Origin of the sequence: Longispora fulva, from assembly GCF_015751905.1 — a bacterium.
Taxonomy (GTDB): Bacteria; Actinomycetota; Actinomycetes; order Mycobacteriales; family Micromonosporaceae; genus Longispora; species Longispora fulva.
The window spans coordinates 1001320-1017555 of sequence record NZ_JADOUF010000001.1 but is presented as its reverse complement, the minus strand read 5'-3'; the positions used below and the strand labels follow the sequence as shown (position 1 = coordinate 1017555).

Sequence of the window (16236 nt, the reverse complement as noted above, 5' to 3'; positions counted from 1 at the left end):
CGCGGACGTGACTGACGCACCCAAGGGCCCCGCCAGCTACTTCCCCGCGATCGAGCAGAAGTACGGCCGGCCGGTCGCCGAGTGGAAGGACCTGATCCGCGCCTCGCCGCTGACCAGGCACATGGAACTGGTCGCGTGGCTGAAGGCCGAGCACGGGATGGGTCACGGGCACGCCAACGCGCTCGTCGCGCACACCCTCGCCGAGGGCGAGTAGTCAGCCCACCGCACTGGTGAGCGCTGCGCGGCGGTCAGCCCATCGGGAGCGTGACGCTGGTCAGGGGTGCGCGGGTGGCCCAGCCCAGGGTCTCGTAGAGCGCCCGGCCCTCGACCGTCGCGCCCAGCAGGCCGGTGGTCGCGCCCGCCTCGGCGGCCACGTTCGCCAGGGTGCGCATCACCAGGCTCGCCAGCCCCTTGCGGCGGTGTTGCGGGGCGGTCTCGACCTGGTCGACCACCACGATCCCGGTACGGCTCCCCGGCGGACCGGCCACCTGGCCCCGGGCGGCGAAGGCCCCGTCGGCGGCGAGGACCAGCGTTCGGGTGACTCCGCCGTGGGCCCAGGTGCGCACCCGGTACCCGTCGGGAACGTCCGTGGCGGTCGCGCGCACCGCCGCCGACATCAGGAACCCGGGCGGGGCGAATAACCAGCCGGGGGCCAACCATGGCGCGACGGTCGCGTCGTCCTCGAAGAGTTTGAGCCAGGTACCGCGCGCGGTGACCGTCCCGGTGAGCCCGCCGACGAGTGCCTCGGTGCCCTCCGGCAGGACGTGCCGGGCGATGTGGTCGGGCAGTCCGACGTCGACGGTGAAACCCCACGGCGCCTCGACCGCGGGTGCGGCCCCGCGCGAGACGACCCAGCCGTCCACCCAGGCCCGCACGATCTCCCTGTCCATGTGATCCTCTCGGTGTCAGTCGGTGCCGCGCCGGAAGCGGCAGGTGCCCGGGTCGTCGACGTCGCCCACGTACGAGTACAGCTCGCCCTTGTCGCTGATGGACAACTGCTGGCGGGAGCCGAGCAGGACCTGCTGGGAGTCGTCGAAGAACTCTGCGGCCGCGAGCGTCCAGTTCCCGGAGTCCGTGAGGGCGACCGGCCCTGGGACCTGGTCGGACTCGCCGCACCAGACCACCTGGTCGCGGGCGAAGGTGCCGTCCGCCCGCAGGGTCAGCGTGCCGCCGAAGGGTCCGCGCCAGGTGCCCGCCAGGTCCGCCATCGTGGTGACCGGGTGGTTCGGGTTCGGGCAGCAGCAGCAACCGCCGACGCACCCGCCGGCGAGCAGAGCCACCAGCGTCCAGCGCACCGCCAGCCCGGACCCGAGGTTGAACATGTTCAACATTGGCTCAGGCTAGCGTGGCCGGCCCTCGCCCGACCGCCCGCGAACCTGTGACGCCCATCTCCCCCGGCTTCCCGTCTCCCCCGACCCCGGCTCCCCCGCACGCCACCGGCTCCGGGCGCGGATCCGGCGGGACCCGATCCGCGGAATCGACAGCGGACGTGTCCGCGTGTCGACAGCTCCCATCCGCCCGGCGGCCTAGCCTCGAATCAGGGGTAGAGGAGAACGCCATGAGCGCACAGACGCAGAACACGGCACGTGTCGACCTCGACGAGGCCGGCGTCACCCTGACGGTGCAGCGCGACGGGGAGACGCACATCTACCCGCTGCACTGGGATCTTGACCATCCGGCGCCACTCGCGGAGGCGACCCGCGACCTGCGGTGCTGCGAGGGGCTCACTGTGGACGGCGGCTGGGAACCCGACCTGGACCGGACCTGCGCCTGGACGGCGCACGTGCGGGCCGCCGAGGCCGCCTGACACCTGACCCACCGGGCCTGCGACCCGGCGCGGCCGTCAGGTCGCCGCGGCGGCCCGGTGGACGGCGTCGACCGCCGCCGTCACGTCGTCGGCGTCGGTCGACCAGTTGCTCACCGACACCCGCAGGACGTCACGGTCGCGCCAGCGCGACCCCGACATCCACGTGACGCCGTCCGCGAGCAGGCGCGCCGTCACGGCCCGGGTCCGCTCGTCGGTACCGAAGGACGCGCACACCTGGGTGAACACGACGTCGTTGAGGACCTCCGCCCCCGGTACCCGTGAAATGCCCTCGGCGATCGAGCGCGCGTGGCCGGCCAGCCCGTCGACGAGGTCGGCGACCCCGGAGCGGCCCAGGGACCGCAGCGCCGCCCACACCGGGACGCCCCGGGCCCGCCGGGACAGCTCCGGCACCCGCTCGAACGGGTCGCCCACGCCGTCGTCGTGCACCAGGTAGCTGGCGTGCATGCCCATCGCGTCGCGCATGGCGTGCGGCCGGGCGACGACGGCGATCCCGCAGTCGTAGGGCACGTTGAGCGTCTTGTGCGCGTCCGTCGTCCAGGAGTCCACGGCGGGGCGGCCCTCGACCAGGTGCGCGAGGCGCGGCGCCGCGGCGGCCCACAGCCCGAAGGCGCCGTCGACGTGCACCCACGCGCCGTGCTCGTGCGCCAGCGCCGTGGCCGCCCCGACCGGGTCGAACGCTCCCGAGTGGACGTTGCCGGCCTGCAGGCACACGATCGTCGGCCCGTCGCCGAGCAGCTCGGCCAGCGCGTCCGTGCGCAGGCGGCCCTGGTCGTCGCAGGACACCACTTCGGGGGTACCGAGGCCCAGGTAGCGCAGCGCGAGGTCCACTGTCTCGTGCCGTTCGCGGCCGACCAGTACCCGGATCCGGGGCGCGCCGGTGAGCCCGAGCCGGTTGACGTCCCAGCCCGCGGCCGTCAGGACCTGCTGGCGCGCGGCGGCGAGCCCGGTGAAGTGGGCCATCGTCGCGCCGGTGGTGAAGCCGACGTCCGCGCCGGCCGGCAGCCCGAGCACGTCCAGGATCCAGGCGGCCGCCGCCTCCTCCGCCGCGGCCGTGCCCGGGGTCGCGAACCGCATGCCGGTGTTCTGGTCCCAGGCGCTGACGAGCCAGTCGGCGGCCAGCGCCGCCGGCAGGGTGCCGCCGATGACCCAGCCGAAGAACCTGCCGGACGGCATTGCCATCAGTCCCGGCTCGGCGAGGCCGGCGAGCAGGTCCACGACGTCGGCCGGGTCCGTCGGGCCCTCCGGCAGCGGCCCGCCGAGGCTCCGGCGCAGCTCGTCGGCTGTGGCGCTGGGCGGGACCGGACGGTCGGGCATCGACGCCAGCCAGGCCCGGGTGTGGGCGGCGGCCCGGTCGAGGGCTGCGACGTAGGCGTCCAGTCGCGCGGTCACACCCCCACTGTGAGCCTGCCGCGCGGTGCCGCGTTGGGGTTCGCGGGAGTGCGGGGCGGCTATCGGAGGACATTCGTGCCGCGCGGGCGGTTATCGAGCCGGCCGGCCTCAGCCGTGGCACGGGCCAGGCGGCAGGCCAGGACCCGGCCCGGGCAGGAGACCGGGTCGAGCTCCCCGGCTATCCGTCGTGGCCCAGGTCGAGGAGTTCCTCGTGGAAGCCGCCGAAGCCGCGTTCCCTGTCGACGAGGTGGATCTCCAGGATCCAGTGGCACCGCCGGCCCGCGCTGTCCACCCGGCGCATCGGGTGGTCGCTGCCGGGCGTGATGTAGTACTCCACCTGGTCGCCGGGGATCCGCTCGTGCGGGAACTCGCCGACGAGGTGGCCGGCGTGCGGCCCGCCGAACTCCCAGCCCCTGGCCGACGTCAGCTCTCGGACGACGGCGAACAACCGCTCCCCGGTGATGGCCGGGTCGGCCGCGAACCGGCGCCGGGCCGCCTCGAACACCAGCGGCAGGTCGTCGCGGAGCCGGTGCTTGACCGGGTCGTCGCCGAGCACGTACGTGCGGCCGAAGTCGGCCTCCCACTCGGCGAAGACCGGGCCGAAGTCGCAGAACACGATGTCGTCCTCGCCGATCACCCGGTCCGGCGGGTTCTCCCGGTACGGCTGCAGCGTGTTCGGGCCCGACCGCACGATCCGCTTGTGCCAGTGTCGGCTTACCCCGAAAATCTCGCCGGCCAGGTCGCGGACGTCGTCGCTGACCTCCTGCTCCCGGCGGCCCGGGGCGATCAGGCCGCGCCGCTCGGTCTCCGCGAACAGGTCGGCGGCCATGCCCTGGGCGTCCAGCAGCCGCGCCGCGCGTTCGGTCTCCTCATCCACGGCGCCACCGTATCCGACGGACCGCCCGGGCACACCAGGGCGACTGACGCGCGCGTCGCGAGCGACTCCGCGACCGCCGTCCGGACCGGACGGTTCTCGGGAGGTGCCGTGGACGTCGGCCGTCGACCCGGGCGCGGGGCCGCGCCCGGGTCAGATCCAGCCGTGGCCGCGGGCGACCCGCACCGCCTCGTGCCGGTTGGCGGTGCCCGTCTTGCCGACCGCCGAGGACAGGTAGTTGCGCACCGTGCCCGGCGACAGGGCCGCCCGGCGGGCGATCTCGTCCACCGGAGCCCCCTCGGCGGCCAGCTCGAGCACGTGGGCCTCGCGGGCCGTCAACGGGCTGTCCCCCGCGCTGATCGCCTCGGCGGCGAGCTGGGGGTCGACGTAGCGGCCGCCGGTGTGCACGACGCGGACCACGGCCGCGAGGGTCTCGGCGGAGACCGTCTTGGGCAGGAATCCGCGCACCCCGGCCGCCAGGGCCCGCCGGAGGTGGCCGGGCAGGCCGTGGCTCGTCACGATCATGGTGCGGCAGGTGGGGAGTTCGGCGTGCAGCGTGCGGGCCACCGCCACGCCGTCGAGGTCGGGCATCTGCAGGTCGAGCACCGCGACGTCAGGGCGCAGCGCGCGGGCCATCGCCAGGGCCTCGGCCCCGGTGGCGGCCTGGGCCACGACGGCGAGGTCGTCCTCCAGGCCCAGCAGGGCGGCCATCGCGCCACGGATGAGGTGCTCGTCGTCGGCGAGCAGAATCCGCACCGGGCCGCAGGCCGCCACCGGCGCCGGATCGGGGGCCGTCACGGCTGCCGCCCCTGGGCCACGGCCCCGACCGCCACCGGCAGCACCGCCGCGAGCACGAACCGGTCCGGCGGCCGTCGTTCGGCCGCGACCGTACCGCCCAGCCCGGCGACCCGCTCCGTCAAGCCGGTCAACCCGCTGCCGAACAGCACCCGGTCGTCCCCGCCCGCCCCGTCGTTGTCCATCGTGAACGTCACCATGTCGGCCGGTGACCGGCGCACCGCGATCGTGCAGCCGCGCGCCTCGCTGTGCCGCAGCACGTTCGTCGTCGCCTCCCGGACCACCCAGCCGAGGGTGCCCTGGACGTCCGGGGGCAGGCCGGCGCCGTCGCCGTCGACCCGGCAGGCGATGCCGGCGGAGGCGAGCAGCGCCCGGGCGCCGTCGAGTTCGACGTCGAGGTCCGCCGACCGGTAACCGCCGACGACGGCCCGCAGTTCGGCCAGGGACTCCTGCGCGATCCGGCGGACCTCCAGCATCTCGTCGGTGGCCTCGGCGCGGCCCCGGCGGGACAGCTGCGCGGCCAGTTCGGCCTTGAGGGCCACCACGGACAGGGAACGGCCGACCACGTCGTGCAGGTCCCTGGCGAAGCGCAGGCGTTCCTCGGCGACGGCGAGCCCGGCCTGGGCCCGGCGGGACCGGTCGAGTTCCCACATCACGCCGAGCATCCACACCGAGACCCGGCACAGGAGGGCCACGGGCACGACCAACGCGGCCAGGCCGACGGCGGGGGTCACGGGGTCCGGCACGCCCTGGGCCGCGCAGACGCCGAACATCGCGGCGCAACCGGCGAGCACCACGGCCAGCGTCACCCGCGGCCGCACGGCCGTCGCCACGGCGGTCACGTACGACACGACCAGCAGGGGCAGCGGTCCGCCCGCCTGGCCGTCGGCGGGCGGGTCGGGCCAGAGCAGGGCCCCGGCCGTGCCGATGACGGTCGAGGCCGCGCCGGCCAACAGGAGCCGGGTGGGCCGGGCGCGCCGCCCCAGGTAGTGGTCGATGCCGGCCCGGACCAGGAACACGCAGATGAGGGTGTGCGCGGCGGCGGCCACCCAGGTGACCGCTCCCCGCGCGTCGGCGCGGACGGCCCCGGCCGCCAGCACCAGCACGGCGGCGAGGTTGGCGTAGAAGGAGGCCCGGACGCACAGGTCGAAGCGGGCCGCCTGGCCGCGCGAGCGCCACCATGCCGTCACGTTCATCTCCGCGCCACCCTCCACCGCACCTCACCGAAGTATGGACGGTCCCCGGCGGTTCCGGGGACCGTGGTCTTTCACCCCTTGAAGAGCATTTCCGGGTACCGCGGCGACGGCCCGGCCAGCAGCCGCCCGTCCCGGCACAGCAGGTACCGGTCGAAGTAGGCCAGCAGGTAGGCCCGCTGCACCGCGATCGACCGGTCCCCGTCGATGGTGCCGAGCGACGGTTCCCGGTCTTCTGCCGGCACCCCGGCCTGGGCGAGCAGCACCTGGTAGTCGGTGAAGGACATGTGCCCCGAGCCGGCGAGTTCGAGGCGGTGGCGGGGGCCGCGCAGCCGGGACCACAGCGCTGTCCAGCTGTCGTCGTCGCCGGGCGAGCCGAGCAGCAGGAACGGCCGGTCCAGGCCTGCCGTGACGACGGTGCCGGAGACGGTGCCGTCCAGGTTGACGCCGGCCCTGATCCGCCGGTCCTCCAGCATGGTCTGGGCCGCGGTCGCGCCGCCCAGGGAGTGTCCTGCCATCCCGATCCGGTCCAGGTCGAGGGCCCCGGTGAGGCCGCGCGGCAGCGGTCGCCGTTCCTCGTCGGGGTTGTGGCCCCGGTCGAGGGCCGCGAGCTGGTCCAGGGTGAACCGGGTGTCGGCGACCCGGGTGGCCAGCGCCGTGGCGATCATGGCGGCCTCCTCCTCGGGGGTGGTGGGCACCGGCAGCGCCTGGGTGGCGATCCGGCCACCGGGGAACTCGACGAACCGCCCGTCGTGCGGGTGGTCGATCGTGACGACGACGTAGCCGTGGCTGGCGAGGTCCTCCACGAGCGCGGTGCTGGAGGTGCGTTCCATGCCCAGGCCGGGTGAGTACACGACCACCGGGTGCCGGCCCCCGGCGGCCGGGGCGCCGGTGTACGCGTGGCTGACCGGCAACGTCACCGGCGATCCGGGCGGGTTGAGCCGGTCGGCCACGCCCGGCGACACCCAGGGCGCGCGGGGCCGGTTGCGGGTGTCGGCCGCCGGGTACCAGAGCTGGATCATCAGTTCGCGGGCCGGTTCGGTCGGCACCCACGGGTCGGGGCGGGACCGGTCGACCAGGTGCAGGGACACGGTGCCGATCCGGCCGTGCCCGGTGGGGGCGGGCAGGGTCAGCTGGACGGGGGCCGCGCCGGGCGCGACCATGGCGGGCAGTGCTGTGGACAGGCTGAGGGCCGACGCGAGGGCGACGGCGAATACTCCACTCATGCCTTCGAGTCTTCGGGTCCGCCGGGCCGGGCTGTAGTGCCGATCCTCACCGGTCCGGGTGACGGTGTCACGGGTGGACCGTGACGTTTGTCAGACGCCGGTCGGTCGGGGGTGCGACAGAAGCCTGGGGCGGCACGGACCGGGTCGGGAAAATTCTGGGAAATCTTTCGGATGTCGACGGATATCGCGGCCGGGGCGCACTCAGTGCCGGCACACGCGCAACCGAGGGAGGACGATTCCCATGACATTCCAGACGGCGGCGGCCCGGCGGGCAGCGTCGTGAGGCCCGCGTTGGAGGCCCTGGCCGCGCGGGCCGGGCTGGTCGGCGACGGCCCGGTCCAGCGTGACCGGGAGGCTGCCTGCGTCGAACTCGTCGCCCTGGTCCGGGCGGGCGGCCCGGACGCCGCCGACGCGTTCGGCGCGGTGTGCGCCTCCCAGACGAACCGGCTCCACGCGTACTTCCAGGCGAAGGGGGTGCCGCCGCACGACGCGGAGGACCTGACGGCCGACCTGCTCCTGCGGGTACTCCGCGCGCACGCGAACCGGGCCCTGACCCTCGAACACGGCTACCGTTCGTTCTTCGAGTACGTGTTCACGTCCGCCGACCACGACGCCGCCCGGTACGCGCGCCGTCGGACCGCCGCGGTGCCCACCGATCCGGCGCTGCTGCCGGAGCGCGGGTCCACGCCGGACCTGGCGGCGCTCGACGGGAGCCAGGAGCTGGTGGACTGGTTGGCCCAGGCCACGTCCGACCGGCCCCGGGACCTGGTGTTCATCCGGTTGGCGTCGAGCGGCGCGCTGAGCCGCGCGGAGATCGCGGCCACGGTCGACGTGCGGCCGCACCGGTACAGCAACGCGCTGCACGCCGCGGTCCGGCGGGTGCACGGGCGGTTCCTGGACCTGTACCTGGCGCGGTGCCGCGGCGTGCCGTCCGCCGATCGGCCGTGCGCCGGACTGGTGAGGGCGCTGTCGGACAGGTTCGACGTGACCGACCCCGCCGGGTTCGCGCCGGTCCGGGGTCTGGTCCGGGCGCACCGGGCGACCTGCGCGGAGTGCACGGCGTTCGACAGTCGCGTCCGGGCGCGCGGGGTGACGCGGGAGTTTCTGGCGGTTCCCCTGGTGGCGGCCTCCGTGGCGCTGCTGGACCGGGTCCGTGCCCAGCAGGTGACGCTGACCGGCATCGCGACTCCTGCGCCGGGTGCGGCGGAACCCCCGACCGGGGCGGATCGGACGTCGCCGTCGACGTCGGCGGAGGTGTCGCTGCAGGTGGAGCTGTCCGCACCGGTCCCGGCCGATGTGCCGGTCCCGCCGGATGTGCCGGTGGCGGACCCGGTCGGGCCGTCCGGCGGCGGTCCCTCCGTCGCGGGGCCGGGGGGCGGGTGGCGGCGGTGGCTCGCCGTCGGTGGGGCCGGCGGGGCGGCCGTGTCCACCGCCATCGTGATCCTGACCCTGCTGCCGCCTCCGGACGGCGACCACCCGTCCGCCGACCCGACCCCGCCCGGACCGTCGAGGCCGCCCGCCACCGCGCCGCCCGGGCGGAGCACCGGTCCGACACCGGGTACCGGTCCGGGCGGCGATCCCTCCGGGTCGGCCGGGGCCACGCCGGGACCGGGCGACCCGGGCCCGCCGGTCTCGACGGCCGCACCGCGCTGGGCGATGGCGTACATGGACCGCGCGTCGACCAGCGAGGCCCCGATCGGCTCCGAGGTGCCGCTCGGGGCTGGCACCCAGTGGCGGACCAGCCAGTCGGCGACGTCGACCCGGCCGGTCACGGTGCTGCACACGGGCACCGGCGCGTACACGGTGCGGCTGCCGGATCTGGCCGACGACGGGGGCGTCGCGCACACCACGGCGTACCGCACCGAGTACCGGGGGCGCAGCTGCCTGGTCCGGGGCTACCGGGCGGCCGGCCCGGACGAGCTGGTGGACGTGCGGTGCTTCGACCAGAACGGGGCGGCCGTCGACTGGTGGTTCACCGTGTTCTTCGGCGCGCCGTCCGCCGGCCAGGCCCCGCAGGCGACGATCCGCTACGACGGCGGCACGGCGACCGGCTACAACTCCGCAGGGGGGCGCAACGAGGTCGTCCGCGACGGCCCGGGCCGGTACCGCGCGGTGCTGCCCGGCGCCCCGTTCGCCGCCGACCACGGGTTCACCGACGTGACCGCCTGGGCGACCGACGCGGCGGTGCGCTGTCAGCCGCAGGGCGGCCGGCCGGTCGGCGGGGCCCTGGAGGTGACGGTCGCGTGCTACCGGATCGGGGCGTCGGCCTCGCCGCAGCCGGTGGACGCGCCGTGGCTGCTGACTCACGTCGCCGGGTCCGGGCTGCAGCATCAGGAGCCGGCGGCGTACCTGGCCAGCGCCGGGGACCCGGCGAATCCGGTGATCAACAGTGGACACTCCTACGTCAGCGACGGGGGGACGCCGTCCCTGACCCGGGTCGGGCTCGGGCAGTACCAGGTCACGTACCCGTCGCTGGGGAGGGCCGGGGGCACGGCGCAGGTCACGGCGACCGGTCCCGACGGCGGGTACTGCCTGCTGGTCACCGTCAACGCCAGCTCCGCGCCCCAGCTGCACGTGGTGGTGCACTGCTACACCCCGGCCGGGGTGCCGGGCGACACCCGGTTCGCCTTCGCCTATCTGCGCGCGCCGTAGTCCCGGGGCTGCCGCGCCGTTCCAGCGGCGTTGCAGGCCGGCCTGGCACCGTCGGGGTTGACCGAGTTGGTGAGCGTGACAGGGGGAACGGCAATGAGAATGGGCATGATGGGCCGACTGGCCACAGTGGTGCTGCTGGCCGGCGCGGGACTGGTCGCCGCGGTCTCCGGGGCCGGTGCGGCGCCGCCGGCAGCCACGGTCGCGGTGGCACCGGTCTTCGACCTCAACGGGCCGTGGACGGACAACGGGTCGGCCAGACCGAGCATCATCAACAACGGGGTCAACCTCGTCGTGAACATGAACTACGCCGGCCGGCCGACGGCGTTCGGGACCGTGCGGGACGCCACGACGATCGTCGTCCGGTTCCCCGACGCCGGCACGTTCACGGCGCGGCTGGAGGGTACCGGCATCATCCGGTGGTCGAACGGCTCGACCTGGCAGAAGGTGTTCAACGGACCGCTGGTGCACGACATCAACGGCCCCTGGACCGACGGCGCGTCGGACCAGTCCGTCTCCAACCAGGGCGGATACCTCCGGGTCGTGTTCCGCAACGGCCGGCCGGACGGCGTCGGGTTCGCCGTCAACCCCACGACGATCGTGGTCACGTTCCCGGACAATGCCACCTACGCCGGCCGGGTCGATCCGGCCGGGCTCATCGTGTGGTCCAACAACACCGTGTGGCGGCACCCGATCCTGCGCTGAGTCCGCCAGGGGCGGGGCCGGGACCGCCCCGCCCCTGGTCAGCGCAACCGGTAGGTGAGAGGCCGGCCGGGCGACGGGCCGAAGGGCGTGACGACCGACAGTTCCACCGTGTACTCCCCCGCGGCCCCGCGCGGCAGCGGCCAGGCCCCGCCCAGCGGCACCTCCGCGTCGCCGACCCGGAACCCGGTCGCGTAGGGGTGCCGGGTGTGCACCCGCAGGGCCGGCCCGCCGTCGCGGGCCTCGATGCTGACGGCGACCTCCGACAGGTCCATGTAGGCGTCGTCCACGGACCGCAGCAGCGGGGGCATGTCCACGAAGGCGCCCTCCAGCAGTGGCGCGACGGGCCGGGTGCTCCAGGTGGCGCCGGTGATCCACACCTCGCCGTAGAACGTCCACCACATGTCCAGGTCCGCGTCGGGCAACGGCTTCCCCAGGAAGACCGCGCCGGGCCGGGGTCCACCGGCCGCGTGCCGCAGGTGCAGCTCCCGCAGGCCCAGCGGGGCACCGTCCGCGTCCACCCAGTACAGGCCGTTGCGGCCGTCGAGCAGCACCCAGCGGCCGAGCTCGTCGACCCACGCCTCGGAGACCACGTGCCCGCCGCCCACCCCGGTGTGCGCCGTGGCGGTGCGCACGGTGACCTGCCGGGCGGGCAGGCCGGCGGCGTTCAGCGCCTCGGTGAGCAGCAGGGTGTACTCCCGGCACGCGAACCGCTCCCCGGCGGCGACCCGGTCGAGGACCTCGATCCCGTCGTACCCGTCGATGTGCACGTTGTCGTGCACCCACATCGTCGTCACCCAGCGCAGCAGGTCACGGGCCATCCGCCACGCGCCGCCGTCGCGGACCGGGAGACGGGCGCGCAGCTCGTCCTCCCGCGCGGCGGGCAGCCGGAACAGCACCAGCGGGGCGGTCGGGGTGATCGTCGGCCAGGCGAGCAGCTCCAGCGCCGGGGGCGGCACGTTGGCGGCCATCGCGGCGAGCACCCGGTCCCAGTCGGGGTCGGCGCCGAACGCCGTCGACAGGGTCGGCTCCAGGATCTCCGGCTGGTTGAAGCCGGCGGCGACCGCCTCGTCGAGGAGTTGGCGGGCGTCGGGCCGGCCGACGAGCCGGGCGGCGACGGCGCAGGCCGGTGCCCACAGTGTCCACCAGAATTCCGTGTCGCCGCGCAACCGGCCCTCGAGGGCGAGGAACGCCGACCACGCCTCGGCGCGGACCAGGTCCCGGGCCTGCCGTCGGAGGTCGTCCAGAGGGGGCTGGGACATCGTGGGCTCCTGTCGGCGCGGCGGGACCTGCGCGCAGGATAGCCCCACCGGTCGGCCGGCCGCCGTCCCTCGCGGTGCCGCCCGAATAACGGGAAACGGCGGCTCCCCCGCGCGGTGTCCGGTGTCAGCCCGCCGCGTTCCGCAGTGCCCGCAGCGCCCCGGCGAACTCCCGCACGCCGTCGCCGAGGGCCGCGAAGAACGCCGCGTCGCACGCCTCGACGGCGACCACCGCGCGGTTCGCCAGGGCCTCGCCCTCCGGGGTCACGGCCAGGGCGCGGGCCCGGCGGTCCGTCGGGTGCGGCAGCCGGTGGACCAGGCCCATGGCCTCCAGGGCGCGCAACACCTGGGAGGTCATCATCTGGTCCGTCGCGGCGTGGTCGGCCAGGTTCTTCTGGGTGACGACGCCGTCGGTCGCGAGCCAGGTCAGCGACGCCAGCAGCACGAACTGGACGTGGGTCAGCCCGAACGGCCGCAACGCCGCGCGCTGCGCCGCCTGCCAGCGCTGGGTGACCTGCCACAGCAGCAGGCCGGGGCTGTCGGTGGCCTCGGTGAAACCGGTGGCCAGCCGCCGACCGCCGGCCGTCACGCCGGGCCGGCCATCGCCGACCGGATGGCCCGGAAGTCCGACCCGGTGAGTTCGAGCAGGCCGCGGCGCAGCGCGTACCCCCAGTTCGGGTCGGCCGTCAGGTCGAGGCCCTCCAGGTCGCGGACCGGGGTCTCCGTCACGTCGGGCAGGTAGCCGACCCGGCGGCGCCAGGGCTGGAAGTCCCCCTCGTCGGCCTGCCAGATCTCCTCATCGGAGATCTCACCGATCGCGGTGAAGGCCTGGAGCGGTTCGCCGCCGCGCATGCTGGTGCGGGGCGAGTAGTAGACGAGCCAGTCGCCGGGGCTGAGCCGGGCGAGCGGGGGGCGCTTGCCGTGGCCGAGCTGGGCGATGCCGAGCGCCGTGCCCCGGCGGACGTGGTCGCGGCTGACGACGCCCAGCCAGGCCCTCACGCCGACCCCCGGATCCCGGCCCCGGTCGCGGCCTCGGCCACCGCCGCCAACCGGTCGAGGTCCGCCTGGATGCCGGCCTTGATGTCCTTGCCGAGCACCAGGTTCCACAGCCGCGCCAAGGGACCGGTCAGGGTGACGGCGACCGTGACCCGGGTCGTGCCGTCGGAGGTCTCCACCAGGTGCCGGAACGTCAACCGGGCGCCGAGCAGCAGGGAGACGTCCGTGAACTCCCGGTCGGTGAGCGTGGTGACGACGAACTTCACCTTCGGGCCGCCCTTGGGCTTGAGGACGCCGGTGGCGCCCGGGACGAACGGGCCGTCGAGCCGGACCCAGTCGGTGTCGGTGTTCCACTCCGGCCAGGTGGCCATGTCCGCCCACCGGGCGAAGAAGGCCGACGGGGCGGCCGGGGAGCTGACTGTTGCCTGCGCGATCATCATGAAACTACTATGCGCGCTTAGTATTTCCGCTGTCAAGTCCGCGCCATGGGAACCGATGTACATCAAGTGGCCGCCGTCGATACATTGCGCTGGGGGGGGGCGGACCCGGAGGAGTACGGCGTGGCGGGACGGCTGGTCGGCCGGGACACCCAGGTCGCGGCGCTGCTGGAAGCGCTCGCGTGTCCGCCGGTGGTCGCGGTGGTCGACGGCGAGCCGGGGATCGGCAAGTCCGCGCTCGTCCGGCACGTCGGCGGGCTGCTGGTTGGGCGCACCGTGCTCACCGGGCGGTGCGAGCCGCTCCGCGAGCCGCTGGCGTACGAGCCGTTCCTCGAGGCGTTGTCGGGGGCGCCGCCGACCCCGGATCTCAGCCCCGTCACGGGTGCGCTGCGCCGCCCGCTGCCCGAACTCGCCGGCTGGCTGCCGCCCGCGCTGCCCGAGCTGGGGCACGCCGAACTCGACCGGCACCGGCTGTTCCGCGCGGTCCTGGCGCTGCTCGACGGCCTGGGGCCGACGGTGCTGGTCCTCGAGGACCTGCACTGGGCGGACCGGGGCACGGTCGACCTGCTCAGTGTGCTCACCGCGCGGATGCCGGACCGGCTCGCGCTGCTCGTGACGTACCGGGCGGCGGATCTGCCCGACGGGTCCGTGCTGGCGGCCACCACCCGGTTGCCGCCGGGCGTGCGCCGGCTGCGGTTGAGCCTGCCGCCGCTCACCCGGGGCCAGGTCGCGGAGCTGGCCGGCGACCTGGCGGCCGACGACCTCTACGCCCGCACGCTGGGCGTGCCGTTCGCCGTGGAGGAGGTGCTGCGGCTGCTCGCCGACCGGCCGGGGGTGACCGAGGTGCCCGGCGGGGTGCGCGACTCGGTGGTGGCCCGGTTGGCCCTGCTCGGCGGGCCGGCGCGCCTGTTGGTCGAGGCCGCTGCGGTGCTGGGTGCCCCGGCCACGGCCGGCGTGCTGGCGGCGGTGGCCCGGCTCGACCCGGCCACGGCCGTCGACGGTCTGTGCGAGGCGGTCCGGCGGTCTCTGCTGGTCACGGTGGGCGGGGACCGGCTGACCACGGTCGACGACCGGTACGCGCCGCGGCACGTCCTCTGCCAGCAGGCCGTCTACGACTCGCTGCTCGGCCCCGGGCGCGTCGAGCTGCACCGGCGCGCGGTCGGGGCGCTGCCGCCGGACGCGCCGGCCCAGCGGGCGTACCACGCGCGGCGGGCCGGGCTGGTGGCCGACTGGCTGCGGTTCACGGAGGCCGCCGCCGAACAGGCCCTCGCGTCCGGCGACGCGGCCGGCATGTTCGGGCAGCTCCAGGAGGCGCTGGCCGGCGGGCACGCCGATCCGGCGTGCCGGGCCCGGCTCGGCGTACTGCTCAGCCGGGCCGCGCCGCACAGCCTGGCCGCCGCGGACGTGCTGGCGACGATGCACGGGCTCGCCGACGACCCCGCCCTGCCGCGGGTGGCCCGGGGCGAGATCCTGCTGTCCCTCGGCATCCTGACCAGGACGCACGCCGACCGGGGCGGAGCCGGCGTCCGGTACCTGGAGCGGGCCGCCACCGAGCTGTCCGGTCACCCGGGCCGGGCAGCGTGGGCGATGGCGGTGCTCGGCTCCACGGGCTGGCTCGACGACCGGCCCACGGACGCCCACCTGTCCTGGCTGGACCGTGCGCGCGAGGTGGCGGCCCTGGCCGGCGACCCGGTGCTGACGCTGGGCGTGGAGGCTACCCGCCGGTCGGCGCTGACCCGGGCTGGGCTGCCGGAACCCCGCGGGGCCCTGCCCACCGCGTCCGGGCAGGAGGCGGACCTGCACCGGATCCGGCTGGCGACGGACCAGGCGTACTCGTCGGTGTGGCTCGGCCGGCACGCCGACGCGGCCCGGTACGTGGCCGAGGTCCGCGAGCGCACCGAGCACCTGCACAGCGACTTCCTGCGTGGCGCGGTCGACGGCACCGAGCTGCTGCTGGACTATTGCGCCGGCCGGTGGGACGGCCTGGCCGGCCGGGCCGGGGACCTCATCGCGCGGGTGCACGACGTCGCGCTGATCCGCCACGAGGCCGAGCTGGTCGTCGGCCTGCTCGCGCTCGCCCGGGGCGACCTCGACGACGCGACCCGGGGGCTGCTCGTGCCCACCCAGTCCGTGCCCAACCTCGCGCTGGCGGCGGCTGGCCGGGTCCGGTTGGCTCTGGGGCGCGGCGACCCGGCGACCGGTTGGCGGATCGCCCGCGACGTGCTGCGGCACCTGCGGGACACGACCGCCTGGGTGTGGGGCGCGGACCTGCTCCCGGCGGCCGTCGAGGCGCTCGGGCCGGATTCCGGGGACCTGATCGCCGAGTACGCCGCCGGCATCGCCGGTCGCGACGCCCCGGCGGCGCACGCCGCGCTGGCCGCGTGCCGGGCCCTCGCCGGCACGGGCGACTTCGCCGAGGCCGGGGAGCTCTACGACCGCATCCCCCGCCCTTATGACCGTGCACGGGTGGCGGAGGCGCACGGCCGGACGCTGGGCGCGGCGGGGATCGCGCGGCTGTTCGCGGCCGTCGCCGGCTTCGGGGACCTCGGCGCGACCTGGGACGTGCAGCGGTGCCGGAGCCTGCTCCGCGCGCTCGGGGTGCGGGTGCCCACGGGTCCCGGCCGGCGCGGATACGGCCCCGGCCTGTCCCCGCGCGAGCGGGAGATCGCCGACCTGGTGGCCAGCGGGCGGACCAGTCGACAGATCGCGGAGTCGCTGTACCTGTCCGCCCGCACCGTGGACACCCACGTCGCCCGGGTGATGCGCAAACTCGGCGTCACCCGTCGTGCGGACATCGCCACGTCGCGTCAGTACGTACCCCCTACGCATTGATTGCCTTCTATGTAGATCCGACTCTGGAGTCCACCCACCCCTCAGGACTTGGGAGT

At 75.3% G+C, this 16236-nt stretch carries 16 protein-coding genes; 5 read left to right on the top strand and 11 right to left on the bottom strand.

The features are described 5' to 3' along the window. Window positions 1–7 precede the first annotated feature (7 nt). Entirely contained in the window at window positions 8–214 is a 207-nt protein-coding gene (locus IW245_RS04485; RefSeq protein WP_197001924.1) for a DUF4287 domain-containing protein, read from the top strand. A 34-nt stretch (window positions 215–248) separates the two neighbouring features. On the opposite strand, the gene IW245_RS04480 is transcribed toward IW245_RS04485, so the two are convergent. Beyond that, the gene (locus tag IW245_RS04480) at window positions 249–890 is read right to left on the bottom strand and encodes a GNAT family N-acetyltransferase (RefSeq protein ID WP_197001923.1); all 642 of its coding nucleotides are present in this window, start codon (window positions 888–890) and stop codon (window positions 249–251) included. 15 nt (window positions 891–905) lie between these two features. Beyond that, a complete protein-coding gene (locus IW245_RS04475) occupies window positions 906–1331 on the bottom strand; it encodes a hypothetical protein (RefSeq protein WP_197001922.1) in 426 nt (141 codons plus the stop codon). A 227-nt stretch (window positions 1332–1558) separates the two neighbouring features. Here IW245_RS04475 and IW245_RS04470 point away from each other — a divergent pair, with 227 nt between their 5' ends. Continuing rightward, window positions 1559–1807 (top strand): hypothetical protein, encoded by a 249-nt coding sequence (locus tag IW245_RS04470; protein WP_197001921.1) that lies wholly within the window; start codon window positions 1559–1561, stop codon window positions 1805–1807. Window positions 1808–1843: 36 nt separating this feature from the next. Here IW245_RS04470 and IW245_RS04465 read toward each other — a convergent pair whose 3' ends face one another. From IW245_RS04465 to IW245_RS04445, 5 genes are all read right to left on the bottom strand, one after another. Then, window positions 1844–3142, bottom strand: coding sequence for a pyridoxal phosphate-dependent decarboxylase family protein (locus tag IW245_RS04465; RefSeq protein ID WP_197008320.1), 1299 nt, complete (start codon window positions 3140–3142; stop codon window positions 1844–1846). Window positions 3143–3395: 253 nt separating this feature from the next. Then, window positions 3396–4094 carry a M24 family metallopeptidase gene (locus tag IW245_RS04460; RefSeq protein WP_233473126.1) on the bottom strand — a complete coding sequence of 233 codons (699 nt, stop codon included), beginning with the start codon at window positions 4092–4094 and terminating at the stop codon, window positions 3396–3398. 150 nt (window positions 4095–4244) lie between these two features. Beyond that, entirely contained in the window at window positions 4245–4889 is a 645-nt protein-coding gene (locus tag IW245_RS04455; RefSeq protein WP_267920113.1) for a response regulator transcription factor, read from the bottom strand. Beyond that, window positions 4886–6082: a sensor histidine kinase gene (locus IW245_RS04450; RefSeq protein WP_197001920.1), complete on the bottom strand. Its 1197-nt coding sequence runs from the start codon at window positions 6080–6082 to the stop codon at window positions 4886–4888. Before IW245_RS04450 ends, IW245_RS04455 begins: the two co-directional genes overlap by 4 nt. A 71-nt stretch (window positions 6083–6153) precedes the next feature. Beyond that, a complete protein-coding gene (locus tag IW245_RS04445; protein ID WP_197001919.1) occupies window positions 6154–7305 on the bottom strand; it encodes an alpha/beta hydrolase family protein in 1152 nt (383 codons plus the stop codon). A gap of 279 nt (window positions 7306–7584) precedes the next feature. On the opposite strand from IW245_RS04445, the gene IW245_RS04440 reads away from it, so the two are divergent. Both IW245_RS04440 and IW245_RS04435 read left to right on the top strand, forming a co-directional pair. Further along, window positions 7585–9957, top strand: a complete 2373-nt coding sequence (locus IW245_RS04440) for an RNA polymerase sigma factor (protein WP_197001918.1) — start codon at window positions 7585–7587, stop codon at window positions 9955–9957. A 93-nt stretch (window positions 9958–10050) separates the two neighbouring features. Then, entirely contained in the window at window positions 10051–10659 is a 609-nt protein-coding gene (locus IW245_RS04435; protein WP_197001917.1) for a hypothetical protein, read from the top strand. 38 nt (window positions 10660–10697) lie between these two features. On the opposite strand, the gene IW245_RS41460 is transcribed toward IW245_RS04435, so the two are convergent. The 4 genes from IW245_RS41460 to IW245_RS04415 form a co-directional block, all read right to left on the bottom strand. Continuing rightward, complete coding sequence (locus IW245_RS41460) at window positions 10698–11918, bottom strand: transglutaminase family protein (protein WP_197001916.1); 1221 nt, start codon at window positions 11916–11918, stop codon at window positions 10698–10700. Window positions 11919–12042: 124 nt separating this feature from the next. Beyond that, window positions 12043–12504 carry a MarR family winged helix-turn-helix transcriptional regulator gene (locus IW245_RS04425; RefSeq protein ID WP_233473125.1) on the bottom strand — a complete coding sequence of 154 codons (462 nt, stop codon included), beginning with the start codon at window positions 12502–12504 and terminating at the stop codon, window positions 12043–12045. Beyond that, the gene (locus tag IW245_RS04420) at window positions 12501–12914 is read right to left on the bottom strand and encodes an EVE domain-containing protein (RefSeq protein WP_197001915.1); all 414 of its coding nucleotides are present in this window, start codon (window positions 12912–12914) and stop codon (window positions 12501–12503) included. Before IW245_RS04420 ends, IW245_RS04425 begins: the two co-directional genes overlap by 4 nt. Further along, window positions 12911–13351 carry an SRPBCC family protein gene (locus IW245_RS04415; RefSeq protein ID WP_197001914.1) on the bottom strand — a complete coding sequence of 147 codons (441 nt, stop codon included), beginning with the start codon at window positions 13349–13351 and terminating at the stop codon, window positions 12911–12913. Before IW245_RS04415 ends, IW245_RS04420 begins: the two co-directional genes overlap by 4 nt. Before the next feature lie 120 nt (window positions 13352–13471). Here IW245_RS04415 and IW245_RS04410 point away from each other — a divergent pair, with 120 nt between their 5' ends. Beyond that, entirely contained in the window at window positions 13472–16180 is a 2709-nt protein-coding gene (locus IW245_RS04410; protein ID WP_197001913.1) for an ATP-binding protein, read from the top strand. The last annotated feature ends 56 nt before the right edge of the window (window positions 16181–16236 follow it).

Coding starts and splice junctions, on each gene's coding strand:
- IW245_RS04435 (WP_197001917.1), top strand. CDS start 10,051: ATGAGAATGGGCATGATGGGCCGACTGGCCACAGTGGTGCTGCTGGCC.
- IW245_RS04450 (WP_197001920.1), bottom strand. CDS start 6,082: ATGAACGTGACGGCATGGTGGCGCTCGCGCGGCCAGGCGGCCCGCTTC.
- IW245_RS04465 (WP_197008320.1), bottom strand. CDS start 3,142: ATGCCCGACCGTCCGGTCCCGCCCAGCGCCACAGCCGACGAGCTGCGC.
- IW245_RS04445 (WP_197001919.1), bottom strand. CDS start 7,305: ATGAGTGGAGTATTCGCCGTCGCCCTCGCGTCGGCCCTCAGCCTGTCC.
- IW245_RS04480 (WP_197001923.1), bottom strand. CDS start 890: ATGGACAGGGAGATCGTGCGGGCCTGGGTGGACGGCTGGGTCGTCTCG.
- IW245_RS04470 (WP_197001921.1), top strand. CDS start 1,559: ATGAGCGCACAGACGCAGAACACGGCACGTGTCGACCTCGACGAGGCC.
- IW245_RS04415 (WP_197001914.1), bottom strand. CDS start 13,351: ATGATGATCGCGCAGGCAACAGTCAGCTCCCCGGCCGCCCCGTCGGCC.
- IW245_RS41460 (WP_197001916.1), bottom strand. CDS start 11,918: ATGTCCCAGCCCCCTCTGGACGACCTCCGACGGCAGGCCCGGGACCTG.
- IW245_RS04475 (WP_197001922.1), bottom strand. CDS start 1,331: ATGTTGAACATGTTCAACCTCGGGTCCGGGCTGGCGGTGCGCTGGACG.